Consider the following 16,918-nt stretch of genomic DNA (forward strand, 5'->3'; position numbering starts at 1 on the left):
GGATATTCGCATCCTCTTGGTACGTCCGCTGTATTGAACTCATGTGGTACCTCCTGCTCCTGTTCATCATCATTAGTTGCGCGCGCAACTAATTGGCAGTAACAGTGTACCTTATATTAGTTGCGCTTGCAACCATTTTGAGATAAAATATTTGCTGAACTTGAGTTTATCGTTACCGTTGTCCCTCCACTTCATGATGAAAGAAGGTGCCGATGTAATGCCGAACAAAGAACCGATTGGCAAGCTGATTTCGTACATCCATCGCCAGAACCAGAAAAGGCTCGCCAAGGAACTGGCTCCTTACGGCATCGGCGGCGGCGGACAGCACAGCTTCCTGAAGGCCATCCTGCATCAACCGGGAATTACGCAGGAACAGCTGACCCAGCAGTTGAAATTCGACAAGGCCACCACGGCCCGTTCCATTAAACAGCTGGAGGCGTCTGGTTATATCGAGCGCAAGCCGGACCCGGATGACCGGCGTTCCCAGCTGCTGTTTCCCACCTCCAAAGCCAAGGAAGTACAGCCTCAGCTGCATGCGATCCTGGATGAATCCAGCCGGACTCTAGCCCGGTATCTGACCCCGGAAGAGCATGATCAGCTGATCTCGCTGCTGCACAAAGTCAGCTTGGCCCAAAAAGATGAATAAAGTAAAGGAGCCCCACGGGTATCGTGGAGCTCCTTTTTGATGATAAGAGAAGGAATCAGCTTCGAGAACTGGCTTCCTTATATCGCAGTATTACGAATGCTGCGACTGGACCAGGTGCAGCCGGCTGTATATGCCGCCGGCTGCAATCAGCTCCTGGTGTATGCCTTCCTCGGCAATTCCCTGTTCATTCACGACCATAATGCGGTCCGCGTTGCGGATCGTCGTCAGCCGGTGAGCGATGACCAGCGTCGTGCGCCCCTGCGACAGCTCGGTCAGCGCCTGCTGAATGGCGGCTTCCGTCTCGGTGTCGAGCGCCGACGTTGCCTCGTCCAGGATAAGGATCGGCGGGTTCTTCAGGAACATCCGGGCGATCGATAAGCGCTGCTTTTGTCCGCCCGACAGCTTCACCCCCCGCTCGCCGATGACCGTATCCATGCCCTCCGGCATGGAGCGGATCACTTCGGCCAGCGATGCGCGCTCCGCCGCCTTCCAAATTTCCTCATCGGTGGCATTCAAATTGCCGTATGCGATATTTTCCTTCACTGTGCCGGAGAACAGGAACACGTCCTGCTGCACGATGCCGATGTGCCGCCGCAGCGAATCCAGCTTGATGTCCCGGATATCGATGCCGTCGATCGTAACCCGTCCCCCATCCAGCTCATAGAAGCGCGGCAGCAGGCTGCAGATCGTCGTTTTCCCCGCTCCGGAAGGACCGACGAACGCGACGGTCTCCCCCGCCCGGATCGACAGATCGATGTTGTTCAGGATCGGTTTGGCCGGATCATAACCGAAGGTAACGCCTTCGTAACGGATATTGCCTACAACCCGATCCAATTCCACTGCATCCGGAGCGTCCGCAATATCTGGCTCGGTATCCATAATTTCCAAATACCGTCGAAAGCCCGCGATGCCTTTCGGGTAGCTTTCGATGACCGCATTGATCTTTTCGATCGGGCGGAAAAAGACGTTGGACAGCAGCAGGAACGCCATGAACTCGCCCAGCTCGATCCGTCCGCTGAGGAAAAACCAGGCGCCGCACAGCATTACGAACACGGTGACGAGCCGCATCATCATGTAGGTGACCGACATGCTTTTCGCCATCGTCTTATAAGCCATCAGCTTGGTCTGGCGGAAGTTCTGGTTGTCGACGTCAAACAGCTTCTTCTCATGCTCCTCATTGGCAAAGGACTGCACGACGCGGATTCCGCCGACGTTGTCCTCGATCCGGGCGTTGAAATTCCCCACGTTCCCGAACAGCCGCCGGTACGTCGTGGTCATTCGTCCCCCGAAGTGGATGATCACCCAGGCCATGACCGGGATAATGATAAAGGTCAGCAGCGCCAGCTCCATGTTAATGGAAGCCATCAGCGCAAAGGAGCCAATCAGCGTCATTACCGCAATAAAGACATCCTCCGGCCCGTGGTGGGCCACCTCGCCGACGTCGTTCAGATCATTGGTGATCCGCCCGACCAAATGCCCGGTTTTATGATTGTCGAAGAAACGGAACGAGAGCTTCTGGATATGGTCGAACAGCTTTTTACGCATATCCGTTTCAATGTTGATGCCCAGCATATGACCCCAGTAGGTCACGATATACTGCAGCACCATATTGAGCCCGTAAATGGCCAGCAGCGCCAGACAGGCGACGACGATGATCGCCCAGTCCTTGCTGGGCAGCAGGTTATCGATAAAATGGCTGACGGCCAGCGGAAAGGCCAGCTCCAGCAGCCCGGCGAACACCGCGCACACGAAATCAAGGATAAACAGCCCCTTGTACGGCTTGTAGTACGCGAAAAACCTTCGAATCATGGATGTATCACACTTCCTTGTTGTAATTTTACGGTTTGTGGGCCAGGATATTGATCAGTTTCCCAAAAGGATCCCGTACATAGAAACGGCGCACGCCCCACGGCTCATCCGCCGGACCGTATTCGATCTGAAAGCCCGCCTGCTTCATGCGGTTCAGAGCTTCGTCGACGTCATCCACTTCGATGGACAGGTCCGGCGTCGGGGTGCCCGAGCCCCCTTCCGATGCGACGCTGACCTGAACATCCATACGGGCATCGGTCCCATAGGTAGCGATCCATCCGTGGTCCATCCACTTCTCCAAACCGAGCACGTCCTCATAAAAAGTACGGGCGGCCGCCAGATCCTCCGTATAAATGTTCGTGACAATCCGTTTTACTTTCATCTCCAGCCTCCTTGTTCCTTTTACTTCCAAGTAACTATTCGACACTGGTCGGGGACCCCCTCCCTGTATGCCGAATTTCTTCTGTTCTGACCCACATCCGTCAGCATTCTGTCTCATGGTTCGTTTAAATCTGACACCTTTATCGAGATTTATGTAAATACTGACACAATTTTACCTTCCGCTGATGCTCGGATAACATGATGCCAACACTTCTCCCCCATCATAAAGAGGACAACATGCATTTTTCCAAGACCAGAGGGGGAGAACAACGACAATGATGAAAAAAACGATTCTGCTGGGCACGGCCCTGCTGCTTTCAGCTGCGCCGCTGTCGGCAGTCATGGCCAGCGCAGCTGCACCTGCGGGCAAAGCGCCCGCCTCCGGCATTCAAGCCAAGGCCAAGCAGGGCAACTTCACCGGGGCTGACGTGGAACGGGCCAAAGACGGTACGCTGGCGCTGCACTGGCAGACCACCGCCAATCTGGGTCCGGTTAAAGTTTACTGGAGCCAGAGTCCGGACAGCGGCTGGAAAGAGCTTGCCCGGACCTACGCCTCGTTTGGCGGACTGCGAACGAAGGATCCGAATCCGGGCAGCCGCGTTTACTTTCCAGCTACCGGCTACCGGAGATCCTCGCTTCTTTTCTGCGCGATTACCCTAATATACGGGTATCCGTGACGATTGCCAGCTCGCCCCAGCTGAACGAACAGGTGCTGCGGGGAGATCTGGACATGGCGATTTGTTCTCCTCCCCAGCTTGGTGCCGGGCTTTATTATGAACCGCTGCTGACCGAACATTTTGTCGTCCTCATGCCGGAGGATCATCCGCTGGCTTCCAGGGAGCTCGTCACTCCCGCCGATCTTAGAGGGCATCGTCTGCTGATTACGCAAGCCGACTGCCCTTACCGCCGGAAGCTTGAAATGATCATGCAGGAGCCCGGAGGCCCGCCTATGGATGCGATGGAAATCGGCAGCATGGCTGCGCTGAAATTTTACGTGCAGAGCGGATTGGGCGCTGCCCTCGTGCCGCTGACCGTCCTGCAGCCTGCACCTGCCGAAACAGTAATCCGTCCTTTTAAAGGCAATGCCGTCAACATCACCTGCGGTTATGTGTGCCGGTCGGCTGAATACCCGCCGCGCCTGGCCGCCTCCAGGCTATATGAGGCTCTGCAGCGGGGGCTGCCGCAGGCAGGGGCGGAGGAACCCTTCGAGACAATCCGGCGGAATGCGTAAGTTTGATCCACGACACAATCGAGCCCACGCAAAAAAGCCCATTTCCTCGAAATGGGCTTTTAACATGGAATCATCCGCTTCAGTCCCCGTCCTCCTCCTCAAACAGCTCGCTCAGCACACGCTTCCGGTTTTCAAGAAAACGGCGGGTGATAATATAGTGCATCGTATCTTCATATTGGACCTCTTGGGGAGGATGGACGTCAAAATTGATGATATCTGCATCGGGATAGCCCAGCAGGATCGGCGAATGGGTCGCGATGATAAACTGGGCCTCTTTCTCCAAATCCTTGATCACCTTCAGCAGCGCCAGCTGCCGCGCCGGGGATAAAGCCGCTTCGGGCTCGTCCAGCAGGTAGATAGCCTTTTTACCGAACCGGTGCTTGAACAGCGACAGAAAGGCCTCCCCATGCGACTGCTCATGCAGAGATCGCCCTCCGTAATAGCGTAAGCTGGCAGGCATGGTGTCCAGATGGCTGGCAAAATGGTAAAACGTCTCCGCGCGCAGGAAAAACCCGTTCGTCACTTTGGGCATCCAGGACAACCGGATATGGTCGCCAAGCGCTGATTGGGAAGCATCCACCTCATACGCGTTGTTTCTGCTCCCGCCTGCCGTGTTGAATCCGCACCGGTCTGCGATTCCTTCCATCAGTGTGGATTTGCCCGACCCGTTTTCCCCGACAAAAAAGGTTACGTTTCCCCGAAACGACAGGGACTCCAAATTCCGCAGCGCCGGAATGGAAAAGGGGTACTCGTTCCCCTTGGTATGTTCATTGCGCAGAATGGTCAAGCTTCGTAAAAACATCGGTCTCCTCCCTTCAACATCGATCGTCCTACCCGATCTCCCGAATCACCTGCTCAATGCCGGACCTTATATCCGGCTCCTTGACACTGGACACATTCAGCTTGAGAAGCGGCTCTTTCACAAACGAATCAAGGTAACCCGCGTCTGCGGTTTCGACCCGAATGAACTTTTTCTGCAGCCGCTGGATCACCTGACGGGCACGGGCAGCATCCTCCAGCTTCAGATACGTATGAACACCCAGCTGCCGGGCCGGTTGGTAAGTAAAATGAGACGATTGCGTACTCCCCGCATGCATCATGATCGTTTCGTGCAGCAGGGCGGATCTTCGCCCATAGCAGCTGCGCATTTTTTTGCGGTGGCGCTCGAACATGCCGCTCTTGAGGTACAGCTCCAGGGCCGCCTGGGAGAGCATCGAGCTGTCGATATCCGCCAGTTTTTTGAATTGGTTGAAATCGTTCCACAGTGCCTCAGGGAGCACGGCCACACCGATCCGCAGACCCGGAAATATGATCTTGGAATAACTCTTTAAATAGACGACATGCGCGGAGTTGTCGTACGCATAGATCGGGTCCTCTTTGGCATCCTGCTCCAGATCGGCCATGTAATCGTCCTCGATAATGTAGACGTCGTACTGGGCCGCCAGACGGGCGATAGCCTTCTTCTGCGATCGGTTGTAGGATCCTCCCAGCGGATTATGGAAGCGTGGCACCGTATAGAACCACTTGATCTCCCTGGTCTTAAACATCCGCTCCAGCTCATCCAGATCGATGCCGTCGCCCGACCGCCGGATCCCTTCTGCTTCCATGCCGTACGTCCTCAGGTACTCCATCAGCAGCGGATAACACGGCTGTTCCACCAAAACCCGGTGCCTGCCGTTCGGAAACGGAATACGCGCCAGCAGCCCCAGCGACTGCTGTACCCCGGACGTAATGAAGATACCGCGCTGATCGGTGAACACCTGGTAAGAGGCCAATTGGCGCTGCATCTCGCGGATCAAGGACGGCAGTCCCTGGGGGGTTCCGTAAATGAACAAGTCGTTGCGGTACATATCAATCGCTTTATTGATACAATGCTGAAAATCCAGATACGGAAAAATATCCGGATCCGGCGCGGCTGCCGTAAAATCGATCCACTGGTTTCCCGGATTCTGCTTTTTTCCGGACCGCTTCATCACGTAATAACCGCTCTTGGGGGCGGCATAAATCAAATGCTTGTCCTGCAGCTCCTCCAACGCGCGGATCACCGTGCTTTTGCTGCAATCATAACGCTTTGACAGCTCCCGGATGGACGGCAACCTGTCCCCTTCCCTATAGCCGTCACCCGAGATTTGCAGTTCCAAATCGTTGATCAGCTCGGCGTATTTATACATCGTAACGCCTCCTCCCCCGCTCTTTTGTACCGGTACAGATGATGATTATTGATATTGTAGCACAGCCGCGCCCCCCGTAAAATGAAACCATCAACAGGACCGGTCCATAAAGCGCGCGCAGTGATTAGGGAGGTCTGACTTTATGAATGCTTCTTCGAATAAAAAAGCGGTCGCGGCCGCGCTCATCAACGCTTTGATCATCGGATTGTCTTTTATTTTCGTCAAAATCGCACTCAGCGTATCGGATCCGCTCGACACGCTTGCCCATCGCTTCACGCTGTCCTTTCTGGCGGCATCGCTGTTCGCCTTTCCCGGACGGGCCCGAATGAAGGAAGTCATGCCCCGGACAGCCGCGCTGCTTCCGCTGGCCCTGCTTTACCCTTCGCTGTTTTTTGCCTTACAGGCATTTGGACTGCTCTACGCCTCGTCTTCGGTGGCCGGGATCGTCCAGGCGGTCGTGCCGGTGTTTACAATGATTCTGGCTGCGATCTTCCTCAAGGAGCACACGACGTTTGCTCAAAAAATGTTCACCCTGGTTTCGGTGGCTGGTGTCATTCTGATCTTCGCCGTGCCCGGGATCAGCATCTCCTCCGCCAGCCTTGGCGGTGTCCTGCTGATCCTTCTGTCTGCCCTTTCCATGGCAGGATATAATACAGGCGCCCGGAGGATGACCAAAACCTGGCGTCCAAAGGATATGACCTACATCATCACCTTCTTCGGCTTTGTGTTTTTCAACGTCATATCGGTGATTAAGCATGTATCTCAAGGGACGCTCAGCCAGTATTTCACGCCGTTCCTGGAGCCTAAATTTCTTCTGGCCGTGCTGTACCTTGGCGTGTTGTCCTCCCTGGTGACTTCGTTTCTGACCAACTATGCCCTGTCCCGCATGGAGGCTTCCCGCGTCAGCGTCTTCGGCAGCCTCTCCACCGTCGTGACGATCGTCGGCGGCGTGCTGCTGCTGAACGAGCGTCTGGACTGGTACCACTGGGTGGGAGCTGTCCTGATTATCGGCGGCGTAATGGGTGTGAACCTGAAGCGGCGCCAGGGCCTACAAGCGGACCAAAGCAAACAGCTCGGGAGCTCCAAAGGATGACGCGTGTTGGGCTTAAACCTTAGTCGGCCACTTGGGCATGAAGGCAGACCAAAACAAAACAGGCAGCACAGGAATTAAGGATCATGCGTGTCAGGCACTTTAACAGCAAAAAAACAGCTGCAATTTCCTGCAGCTGTTTTTCAATTTGGATTATTTCATCATTTTTACACTGATCATTTCATTTTTCTGAACGATGATTGCGCTGTTCTCGCGCCCCAACTAATGATAGATGCCTGCAGCTTCTCCCTTTGCTGTCCCTACCAGTCGCGCCGCAGCGTAAACAGGTCCTTCAGCGCATCGGTCGACAGCTCGGTAATCCAGCTTTCCGTACTGGAAATGACATTATCGCTGAGCTGCTGCTTGCTCTCCAGCATCTCGTCGATCCGCTCCTCAAGCGTGCCGAGTGAGATGAACTTGTGCACCTGCACGTCCTTGGTCTGGCCCATCCGGTAGGCCCGGTCCGTCGCCTGGTTCTCCACGGCCGGGTTCCACCAGCGGTCGAAGTGGAAGACGTGGTTGGCCGCAGTCAGGTTCAGACCGACGCCCCCCGCCTTGATCGACAGGATGAACACACCGGGCTGCTCGGCAGCCGGCAGCGACTGGGACTGGAACTGTTCGATCATCCGGTCCCGCGCGGTTTTGGACGTGCTGCCGTTCAAATACAGCACCGGCTCCTGCAGCTCCTGACCCAGGACCCGCTGAAGGATCTGGCCCATGCCGATATACTGCGTAAAAATCAGGCAGCGGTCGCCCTCTTCCCGCAGCTCTTTGACCATAGCTAGCAGCCGTTCCAGCTTGGCCGAGCGGCTGATAAGCCGTTCTGTGTCGAGCTGGCCTCCTGAGGATTCAGCTGCTGTCCATGCAGTAGCCTCACGCTCTGGCGCCTTTGCTTCGGCAGAAGTTTCCGCAGCCAAGTCAACGGCATCAACTGTGCCAGCCGAAGCCCGCCGATCAACTATAACCGCTTCGCTGCCCTCAGCCTCATGCTTTCCGGCAGTCTCCAGATCACCCGAAACTCCTGGAGCGTTTGAATCACTCAGCAGGACACTTGAGTCAGCCGCACCTTCCGTGCCTGCCGCTGCGCCCGCCGTACCAGATACCGCGGCCATATCCGCGGGATCCACAAAGTTATCGACCGATTCCCCGGTCAGGAGCACCGGATGGTCGCAGACCTGCTTGAGCTGTGTCAGGGCAGACAGAATGGCCCCCTTCCGCTGAATGCCCTCCAGCTTCTGCACCCGGTTCATCAGGTCGTTGACCGTCTGATCGTAGAGGGCGCTCTGCTCGGCGGTCAGGTGGATATAGGTTTTCATCTCGTTCTTTTCCGGCAGCTCCAGTTGGATGTGCGGATCCTTCTTCTTCCGCCGCAGCATAAACGGCTTCACCAGCTTCTGCAGCTGCGCCGTCCGCTGCTCGTCCTGATCCCGCTCGATCGGCTGAATAAAGCGGACCTGGAAGCTGCGGAGACTGCCCAAAAATCCCGGATTCATAAAATCGTACAACGACCACAGCTCGGAAAGCCGGTTTTCGATCGGCGTTCCGGTCAGCGCGATCCGATGCCGGGCCGGAAAGCTGCGCACGGCGGCCGACTGCTTCGTCTGGGCGTTCTTGATGTTCTGTGCCTCGTCAAGACACAGCGATTCCCAGGCGAACTCCTTCAGCAGGTCTTGGTCCAGCGTCGCGGTCGCATACGAGGTCAGGACTACATCTGCCTCGCGTAGTTCTTCACGGAGCGCCGCCTCTCCTGACCGGCGGCTGCCGTAATGCAGCAGCACCTTCAGCGAAGGCGCAAAGCGGCTGATCTCCTTCTGCCAGTTGCCCAGCACCGAGGTCGGGCAGATCAGCAGCGAAGGCAGGCGCCATTCTCCGGATGCGTCCGCTGTCTCCTTCAGATGCAGCAAATACGTGATAAACTGGATGGTTTTCCCCAGGCCCATATCGTCGGCAAGGCAGGCGCCCAGCCCAAACCGGCGCAGAAACGCCAGCCAGGAGAACCCGTCGTACTGGTAAGAACGCAGCTCGGCCTGCAGCCCGGATGGAATGTCCAGCTTCGGCCAGGCCGACTTCTGGCTGAGCTGGTTCATGAGCGTCAGAAGATGCTCGTTCAGCTCCACTTCGAGCTCGATCCGAGCCGCTTCATCCGGATCTTCGTCCGCCTCTTCTTCCTCGCCGTCCTCCCGCTTCCGGGAGCCGGCGTCCTCGTCCTTCCGCTGGAGATGCAGATGGAGAACGTCCTGAAGGGACAAGCCCTGCGAGCTGTCGACTCCTTCCATCATCTGGCCGATCTGCTTGATCAGGCTGGGGTCGAGCGTAATCCATTCGCCGCGGAAGCGAACCAGCCGCTCGTTGCGGGCGACCAGCTCCTTGAATTCGTCCTCCGTAATCTGAAGGTCGCCGATCGACACCCGCCAGTCGAACTGAATGATCGAGTCCAGGCCGAACAGTGAGCTGCCCTGCCCTTTGGCGGCGGCCTCCTCGCCCTCGCCGGCCTTGACCTTGGCCCGCAGCTTCGGCTTCCGCCGGCTGGCGGCCTCCCACCACGCGGGCAGCAGCACCTGCCAGCCCGCATCCAGCAGACGGCGGCTGTCCGCCGTCAAAAACTGCCACGCCGCCGCGTCGGACAGCGGCTGGCCCAGCACGTCGCTGCGCTCCGCAGCCCGCACGCTCGCCGGCAGGCTGGCGCGCAGATGCTCCGCCCACCCGGCGGAGCGCTCGCGGATGTGGGCCGTCCAGACGTCCGGCCACACGCCGGATGCCTGTCCGTCCGCATCCAGACGGACAGGCATCAGCACCGACGGGTCCAGCTTGTCCTGCAGCACAAGCTGGAGGCGCCAGACGGGCTCGGCTTCGTCCGGCTCCAGCAGCTGCAGCACGGGTCGAAACGGCGCCGCGTCCGCTTTCCAGCCGATCGAGATGAGCCATGCCTGCTCGGTCAAGCCGGCGACCGCCCCCTCTCTCGCGAAGAGCATCGGGTACTCGCGGCGCAGGTCGGAAGCCGTCGCTTCCGTTCCATAGCATTCGCTGAATACCAGCGAAGAGAATGCGGCGCGCAGCCCCTCAGCGAATTCCGGTCCCAAGTCCCTGATCTCTTCCCGCGCTTCGGCATCCAGCCGGGATTCATCCCAGTTCCACTGAAGCTTGCCGGACTGAAACGCAGGCAGGCTTGGGTTGTACCGTTTCTCACGAACGCAGGACATCAGCGCAGGAGCGAGCCGGATCATCGTCTCCGTCCCTTCGTCTCCCGCCCACTGGATGTGGGCAAGCAGGTCCAGCTGGGCGAAGAACGCGATGACGTACTCGGCCGGCAGGATGACCAGCTCGATGTCCTGCACCTGCTGAACGTCCAGTTGCGTACCGTACAAAGTCTCTTCATGCCAGGCGAACAGCCTGTGCTTCAGGTCGATGCCGGGCACGGTCCGGCGCGTTGGCGTCGAGCCGTAGATGAGCGCGTCGCCGTACCCGCTGAGCCGGGTATGGATCGTGATGGTGTCGGTGTATGGAATCATGGGATCAACTTTCCTTTCCGAAGCTCTTCCTGAAGCGCGCGCAGCCGGCTGTGGCGGCTTGAAAACACGATGATGAATTCTTCCCAGCGCTCCTCCCGCTTCAATTTTTTTGTACAGCTTGGCCAGACGCTTGAGCAGCTTGACCGCGGCTTTGTAGCCGGAGCGGTTCTTCAGGAGGACATGCCTCTCCACGCCTTGATGGTAGAAGGGCAGCAGCAGCTCAGGCGCCTGCTTCTCGATCGGCGCAAGCACGCTGACCCGGAACTCCAGCGGGTCCTTGCCGGAGCTGAGCTGCACGTCCATCCACAAGCGCCATTTTTCGTGGGCCAGCAGGTTATCTTCATAAACTTCCTTGGAATACGGCAGCATCCCGGCGAGGGTATGCCACATCGTCTCCTCCGCCTCAGGCACATGCTGGACAAAGGTATTCCAATAGGCGGCATATTCGTGCAGAGGCTCCTTTCGGTGATTGCTGAACAGAGGAGCCAGCCGCACCAGCCATTCCTGCAGGCGGGCCCAATCCTCCGAAGCGGACAGCTCGTCCAGAAAGGAACTCAGGAATCCGTGCGGGATGATGGAAGCCTTGTCCGCTGCCTGCAGCCAGGACCAGGCTTGCCGGTCTTCCCCCATCAGGAACGCAATACGGGCCTGGGCGAGCATCCACGGCAGCCGGGAGAGCGTATCGCCCAGCTCCTCTTCGACGCTTTGCAGTTTCCGCATCTCTTCCTCATGCATCCGGGTGTCTGTGACGTTCGGATGGATCCATTTCAGCCAGAACCGGTCATAAATATCGAACAGATAACCGTGCTGCCCCGTTTCCGTCAGCATCTGCCGGCGCAGGTAGTTCAGCGTCTTGGTCACGCGCGGCCATTGATCCGGCTCGGCGGCCAGATCGATCCCCTCGCCCAGCAGCTGCAGCATGCCTCCCCGCAGTTCATCCGCGGCCACCTGCACGTGGTACCCCAAAAATGCCGGAGACCGTCCGCCCGGCACAATTGGCTTAATCAGCTTGATCAGCATATACAGCCTGGCATGGAGCTGATACAGCTGCTCCAGGACCGGAGTCAGGTCCGGCTTGACGGCGTTGATCGCATGTATGGCGTTCCGGGCATAGTGCGAGTTCTGGCTCGTAAATTCCAGTGGAGTGATGCACAGCTTGAAGAAGGCGTGCCATTCGGAGAGGCTCATCTCCGCCAAATGGGCCGCCTTCTCCCTTAAAGCATCCGCCGCACTTCCCCGCTGCACAGGCCCGAGGTCTTCTTCAGCTTCCGTCTCCGGCAGATGATGCTGGAGCCTGACGGTCGTGTGCGCATTGACAATCGCATGCACGGACCGGCCCTGCCGGCTGACATACTCCAGGAGGGCGGCGATGGAATGCTTGCATCGTTCCCCGACCGGGCAGCTGCAGCGGCCCTCCTGAACCGACTCGAGGTTCAGGTGGACACGATAAGCATCCCCGCCCTTCACCACGGCCTCAATTTCGCCATCCCCGCCGATTGACAGTTCCGTCACCCGGCCCTGTTTATAATATTGAAATCCGCGTTTGATCGTCAGGTCGTTATAATACTCCGCAACGCTGCGGATCAGCTCTTGCCACTGTATATCGTTTAAAGTTTGGTTCACACTCATGATTGTTCATCGTCTCCTGAGAGAGCGTTAGGAAAAAGCGTGAGGAACCCCCACGCTTTTTCCTACAGCAGTTCGTTTCTTTTTTCAAATACCGGTACAGCACGAAGCTTACCGCCGAGCAGATCAGGGCGCATAAGCCGATAAACGAATATCCCGCCTGCAGCCCCCGGACCAGGCCTTCAGGCGTGCCGGCACCAAAGATATGCTTCACGCCGCTAGTGATGGCCCCGATCAGATAATTGCCGATCACGCTGCCGACCCCCATCAGGGTAACAGTGAAGGTGATGGCCGTATCGCTTCCATTCACGTAACGCTTGGCGATGACCGCCATGACGGTCGGATAAATCGGAGCAATGCCGATGCCTGCGGCCGCAAACAGGAACGCGCCCCCTTCCCCACTGAAAATGGCGGCGAACGTACACAGTCCAGAGAAGCCGGAGAGGATCATCAGCGACAGAATAAAGCCGATCCGGTCCGTTACCGGGCCTAGGAAAAGGCGTGCCAGTGAGAAACAAAGGAAAAAGATCGAGAGCATGCCCGAAGCTGCCGTCTGGTCCCAGTGATAGCTTTTCTCCAGAAAATTCACCAGCCAGCTGCCCACGGCCATTTCCGAAATGACTCCGAAGGTCAGCAGCAGCACAATCATCCACAAGGCCCGGTCCTTGGTCAGCATCCACAGCGAGATCCGGTCCTCCTGGACGGTATCGTCGCCCGGAAACCGGCCGAGCAGCGCCGGGATCATCGGAATCACTGCCAGCGCGAGCATCACCATATACATCTCACGCCAGCCGAGCGTTAAGCCCATGATCGAAACGGACATTAAACCTGAGGCGATCATCGGCGCCACGATCGAACTAAGCCCGTAGAAAAAGTGCGACAGGTTCATCATCGTCCCGGTATTGCGCACGAAAATCCGCGCTCCCAGAATCGCCAGGCCGATTTCCAGCATGCCGTTGCCGATGTACATGAAAAAATAGGACGCCGAAAATAGAGGGTATGTTCGCGACAATAAGATGAAGACGCCCGAGAGAACCATCGATCCGAACGAGATCATGCTGACCCATTTGATCCCGATCTTGCGGGTAATATACCCAGTGAAGGAACAGGCCAGCAGATACCCGAGCGAATTGAGCGAGAGCAGGGTTCCAAGCTGCTGCTCGTCGAGTCCGAAATCCGCCTGGATGCGGGGAATCGCCGGACCCTTGATATTTTCCGAAAACCCAAAAATGATGAACCCGATAAAAACGGTCGCCAGCTGCAGCATATAGTTGCGGCCGGCCGGCTTGGCCGTTTTCACGCCGTTCAATTCCGCCTGTGTCTGCAATGATAAATCTCCTTAATCATAAAGTGAATGAACGTTTTATAGCATTAAACCCATTTGGGGTAGGCACTCTCCAAATTCGCTCTGGACACCAGCCCCTTCTGCAGCATCGGGTGCGGCACGATCCGGTTATACGTTCTGATTTTGTCGTTAACCGCTTCGAGTTCGGCCCGAAGCTCGTGATCCGAGCGGGGGTTGTCAGCCAGACGCTTCAAATCCGCAGCGATTTCCTTCCGCAGCTCGGCCCAAGGAGGCTGATAATTGTTTTTCTTCAAAATGCTGCTGAACACATCTTCGTCGTCGATCTTATGCGGCTTGCCTTTGCCTGGCAGATCGTCAAACCCGCCCCGCTTCGCAAAATCGTCAATAGCCGATTCCACCAGCCCGTACCGCGTGGACATGTTCTGGTAACGGTCTTCCGCTTCGGCCTTTTCGTCTTGATCTTTGGCTTCTTTGTTCTGATCTTCCCGTTCCACCCCAGTCACCTCTCCTTATGCCAGGATCGCCGATCCGTTATTTGGAGCCTATCGCATATCGTATAACCCCATTGTAGCATACCCCGGTCTTCCCTCTGCATGTCGTATTTCGAAAAGGCCGCAAATTATCATCAGAGCTTTATAAATTCTTGATAATTGCCCCTTACCATAACATTAACAACCAACAAGAGAGGAAGTTATTCATGAAAATAACATCTATTCGCTCCGCGGCGGCATTCAGTGTGACTGTGCTGCTGCTTACCCTGCTGGCCAATCTGTCCGGAAGCATGAATCTCGTCGCCATCAGCCAGCTTGCTCCCATGATCACCGTGCTGCTGATGCTGATCTTTGTATCCGGAAGGAAAGATTCTCTACGTTCGTCGGGGCTCGGCACGTTTGGCGGTCTCCGCTGGTATTTTGCCGCTATCTTGTCCATCGTCCCGATTGGAATCGGGTTTCTTGCCGCGTGGGCTTTCGGGATCGTCCAACTGCCGTCGGCCGAATTCCTGAGCCAAGGCACCGCTCGCTTCACCGTTTCCGAATATGCCTGGTATATCACCAAAAGCTCCTGGGCTCCTCAGATGCTGATCAGCATGCTGATCTTTTCCTTCGGAGAGGAAATCGGCTGGCGCGGCTATCTGCAGCCCAAGCTGACGGAGGCTTACAGCATTCGAAAGTCCATTCTGATCACCGCCGCCGTGTGGGCCTGCTTCCACTATCCTTTTTATCTAAACCAATACAATACGGACGGGAATGTGTGGATCAACCTGATGCTGTTCACCGTCATGATCTTTCCGTTATCCGTGTTTATGGGCTGGGTCCGCTGGCGCAGCCGCAGTATCTGGCCGGTCGTTCTCATTCATATGGTCATCAATTTGTCGCGGAGCTGGCTGGAGCAGCTGTTCTTCGATAAAGCTTCGGGCTGGTCTTACGTGGCCGGGGAGAGCGGGGTCATCACCATTGCGGTATGGGCGGCCTGCGCGGCTGTAATCTGGATCAAGCTTGGAAAAAGCACCCGGGCTAAAAAAGCATCCGGTGAGCTGTCCGAGGTTAACGCGGGGTCATGCGGAGGTTAACGCGGAGCAAAGCGGGACCCTTTTTGCTGAAATTTTTGTTGCGCTATAAGAAACTTGAGTCTCCGAAGCCAATACTTTCTTATACCTTTAAAAAAACAACCGTCCTTTTTCGGACGGTTGTTTTCAGTATTAAACTGGCTTTTTCATCTTAAAAATCAAGCCTTTACCTCCCGTCGCTTCCCCGCCTTCGCCCGGTACATGCGCCAGCCCGTTAAGGCGGCGGCCACCAGGCAGATGCAGGCTGACGTGCTGAACACCGCGTGCATGCCGCTTAAGAAAATGTCGGGGTGACCCGGCACCAGCCCGGTCACCCGCCGGCCGGCGCGGAGGCTCATGACATGGAACAAAATGGTCGTTGCGACAGTGATGCCGACGACCATGCCCACGTTCCGCACCAAGGAGTTGACGCTCCCGGCTGAGCCGAGCTGCGTGCGCGGCACTTGGGACATGACGAGCGAGTTGTTCGGCGACTGGAACAGGCCGCTGCCGATGCCGAGCATGGCAATCCACAGCCCGACGAGCACGAGGCTGCTTCCTTCATGCAGCCAGGCCAAGCCAAATTGGGCGATCACCATCACGACCAAGCCGGCAAAGGTGAGAAGCTCCGAGCCGATTTTGTCCGACAAAGCGCCGCTCACCGGCGCCACGATGACCATGCAGATCGGGAAGAGCATGAGCAGAAATCCCGCGGCAAACGGCGACAGATTCAGCATGTTCTGGGCATAAAACGGCGCGATGATGTTGAAGCAGAAATTGGCCGTAAAGACGAGAAAGCCGCACAGAATGCTGATGGAGAAGAGCGGATTTTTAAACAATGACAGATCCAGCAGCGCGTCCTTGCGAACCGCTTCGGTGCGAAGGAAGATGACCAACGCCACCAGCGCGACGGCAAGAGCGAGCAGAATCCAGACGTTGCCGTATCCGGCCTGCTGGCCGAGCAGCAGTCCTGCGAACAAGGTGATGATAAATACTGCGAACAGCGAGCTTCCCGGCACGTCGATCTTGGCCTTGACCCGGATCAAATCCGCCGGCAGCACCTTCCACCCCATGATGATCGCGATCAAACCGATCGGTACGTTAACCCAGAAAATGTACTCCCATCCAAGCGATGAAATGATGATGCCGCCTAAGGATGGCCCGGCAATGCTCCCGAGAGAAACGAACGTGCCGATCAGCCCGAGCGCTCTCCCCCGCTCCTTCGCCGGAAAAATGTCGGTCAGAATCCCCTGGCTGTTCGCCATGGTCATCGACGCTCCAAGCGCTTGAATGACCCGGGAGACGATCAGGAACGGCAGCGTTGTGCTGAACCCGCACAGCAGCGATCCGATAATGAAGATGATCGTGCCGATTTTAAAAATACGGATCTTGCCTGCGATATCCCCCAGTTTTCCGAAGAAAAGAATGACTGCGCAGATCGCCATCAGGTACCCCGTCGTCACCCATTCGATCTGGGCGATCGGCAGTCCCATCTGTTTGGACAGCACCGGCAGGGCGATGTTGACGATGCTTCCGTCCAGTGTGGACATAAATGTAAATAAATTCAGAACAATGAGGATGATCCAGCGCTTCTTCTGGATAT

13 protein-coding genes are annotated in these 16,918 nt (G+C 56.7%); 5 read left to right on the top strand and 8 right to left on the bottom strand.

Annotated elements, in window-relative coordinates:
• Window positions 1-217: 217 nt before the first annotated feature.
• Complete coding sequence (locus tag CPT76_RS28790) at window positions 218-646, top strand: MarR family winged helix-turn-helix transcriptional regulator (RefSeq protein WP_105445323.1); 429 nt, start codon at window positions 218-220, stop codon at window positions 644-646.
• A 90-nt stretch (window positions 647-736) separates the two neighbouring features.
• On the opposite strand, the gene CPT76_RS28795 is transcribed toward CPT76_RS28790, so the two are convergent.
• Window positions 737-2,455, bottom strand: coding sequence for an ABC transporter ATP-binding protein (locus CPT76_RS28795; protein ID WP_105445324.1), 1,719 nt, complete (start codon window positions 2,453-2,455; stop codon window positions 737-739).
• 28 nt (window positions 2,456-2,483) lie between these two features.
• A complete protein-coding gene (locus tag CPT76_RS28800; RefSeq protein ID WP_105445325.1) occupies window positions 2,484-2,837 on the bottom strand; it encodes a VOC family protein in 354 nt (117 codons plus the stop codon).
• A 274-nt stretch (window positions 2,838-3,111) separates the two neighbouring features.
• On the opposite strand from CPT76_RS28800, the gene CPT76_RS40750 reads away from it, so the two are divergent.
• Entirely contained in the window at window positions 3,112-3,513 is a 402-nt protein-coding gene (locus tag CPT76_RS40750) for a hypothetical protein (RefSeq protein ID WP_258168890.1), read from the top strand.
• A complete protein-coding gene (locus CPT76_RS28805) occupies window positions 3,498-4,067 on the top strand; it encodes a LysR family transcriptional regulator substrate-binding protein (RefSeq protein ID WP_374954742.1) in 570 nt (189 codons plus the stop codon). The genes CPT76_RS40750 and CPT76_RS28805 overlap by 16 nt, the downstream gene beginning before the upstream one ends.
• Window positions 4,068-4,146: 79 nt before the next feature.
• Here the strand turns inward: CPT76_RS28805 and CPT76_RS28810 are convergent, their stop codons facing one another.
• Window positions 4,147-4,869, bottom strand: a complete 723-nt coding sequence (locus CPT76_RS28810) for an AAA family ATPase (protein WP_076176189.1) — start codon at window positions 4,867-4,869, stop codon at window positions 4,147-4,149.
• Window positions 4,870-4,897: 28 nt separating this feature from the next.
• Window positions 4,898-6,238 (bottom strand): aminotransferase-like domain-containing protein, encoded by a 1,341-nt coding sequence (locus CPT76_RS28815; protein WP_105445327.1) that lies wholly within the window; start codon window positions 6,236-6,238, stop codon window positions 4,898-4,900.
• A gap of 142 nt (window positions 6,239-6,380) precedes the next feature.
• Here CPT76_RS28815 and CPT76_RS28820 point away from each other — a divergent pair, with 142 nt between their 5' ends.
• Window positions 6,381-7,331, top strand: coding sequence for a DMT family transporter (locus CPT76_RS28820; RefSeq protein ID WP_105445328.1), 951 nt, complete (start codon window positions 6,381-6,383; stop codon window positions 7,329-7,331).
• Between the two features lie 257 nt (window positions 7,332-7,588).
• On the opposite strand, the gene CPT76_RS40755 is transcribed toward CPT76_RS28820, so the two are convergent.
• From CPT76_RS40755 to CPT76_RS28845, 3 genes are all read right to left on the bottom strand, one after another.
• Window positions 7,589-12,466, bottom strand: a complete 4,878-nt coding sequence (locus CPT76_RS40755; protein ID WP_258168891.1) for a DEAD/DEAH box helicase — start codon at window positions 12,464-12,466, stop codon at window positions 7,589-7,591.
• On the bottom strand, window positions 12,396-13,730 hold the full coding sequence (locus CPT76_RS28840; protein WP_105445352.1) for an MFS transporter: 1,335 nt from the start codon (window positions 13,728-13,730) through the stop codon (window positions 12,396-12,398). The genes CPT76_RS40755 and CPT76_RS28840 overlap by 71 nt, the downstream gene beginning before the upstream one ends.
• 104 nt (window positions 13,731-13,834) lie before the next feature.
• On the bottom strand, window positions 13,835-14,263 hold the full coding sequence (locus CPT76_RS28845) for a DnaJ family domain-containing protein (protein WP_258168892.1): 429 nt from the start codon (window positions 14,261-14,263) through the stop codon (window positions 13,835-13,837).
• Between the two features lie 203 nt (window positions 14,264-14,466).
• On the opposite strand from CPT76_RS28845, the gene CPT76_RS28850 reads away from it, so the two are divergent.
• Window positions 14,467-15,339 (top strand): CPBP family intramembrane glutamic endopeptidase, encoded by an 873-nt coding sequence (locus CPT76_RS28850; RefSeq protein ID WP_105445329.1) that lies wholly within the window; start codon window positions 14,467-14,469, stop codon window positions 15,337-15,339.
• A gap of 155 nt (window positions 15,340-15,494) precedes the next feature.
• Here CPT76_RS28850 and CPT76_RS28855 read toward each other — a convergent pair whose 3' ends face one another.
• Entirely contained in the window at window positions 15,495-16,916 is a 1,422-nt protein-coding gene (locus CPT76_RS28855) for an MFS transporter (RefSeq protein ID WP_258168893.1), read from the bottom strand.
• Window positions 16,917-16,918: the final 2 nt, after the last annotated feature.

The sequence above is a fragment of the Paenibacillus sp. AR247 genome (assembly GCF_002968895.1).
Lineage (GTDB): Bacteria > Bacillota > Bacilli > Paenibacillales > Paenibacillaceae > Paenibacillus_AQ > Paenibacillus_AQ favisporus.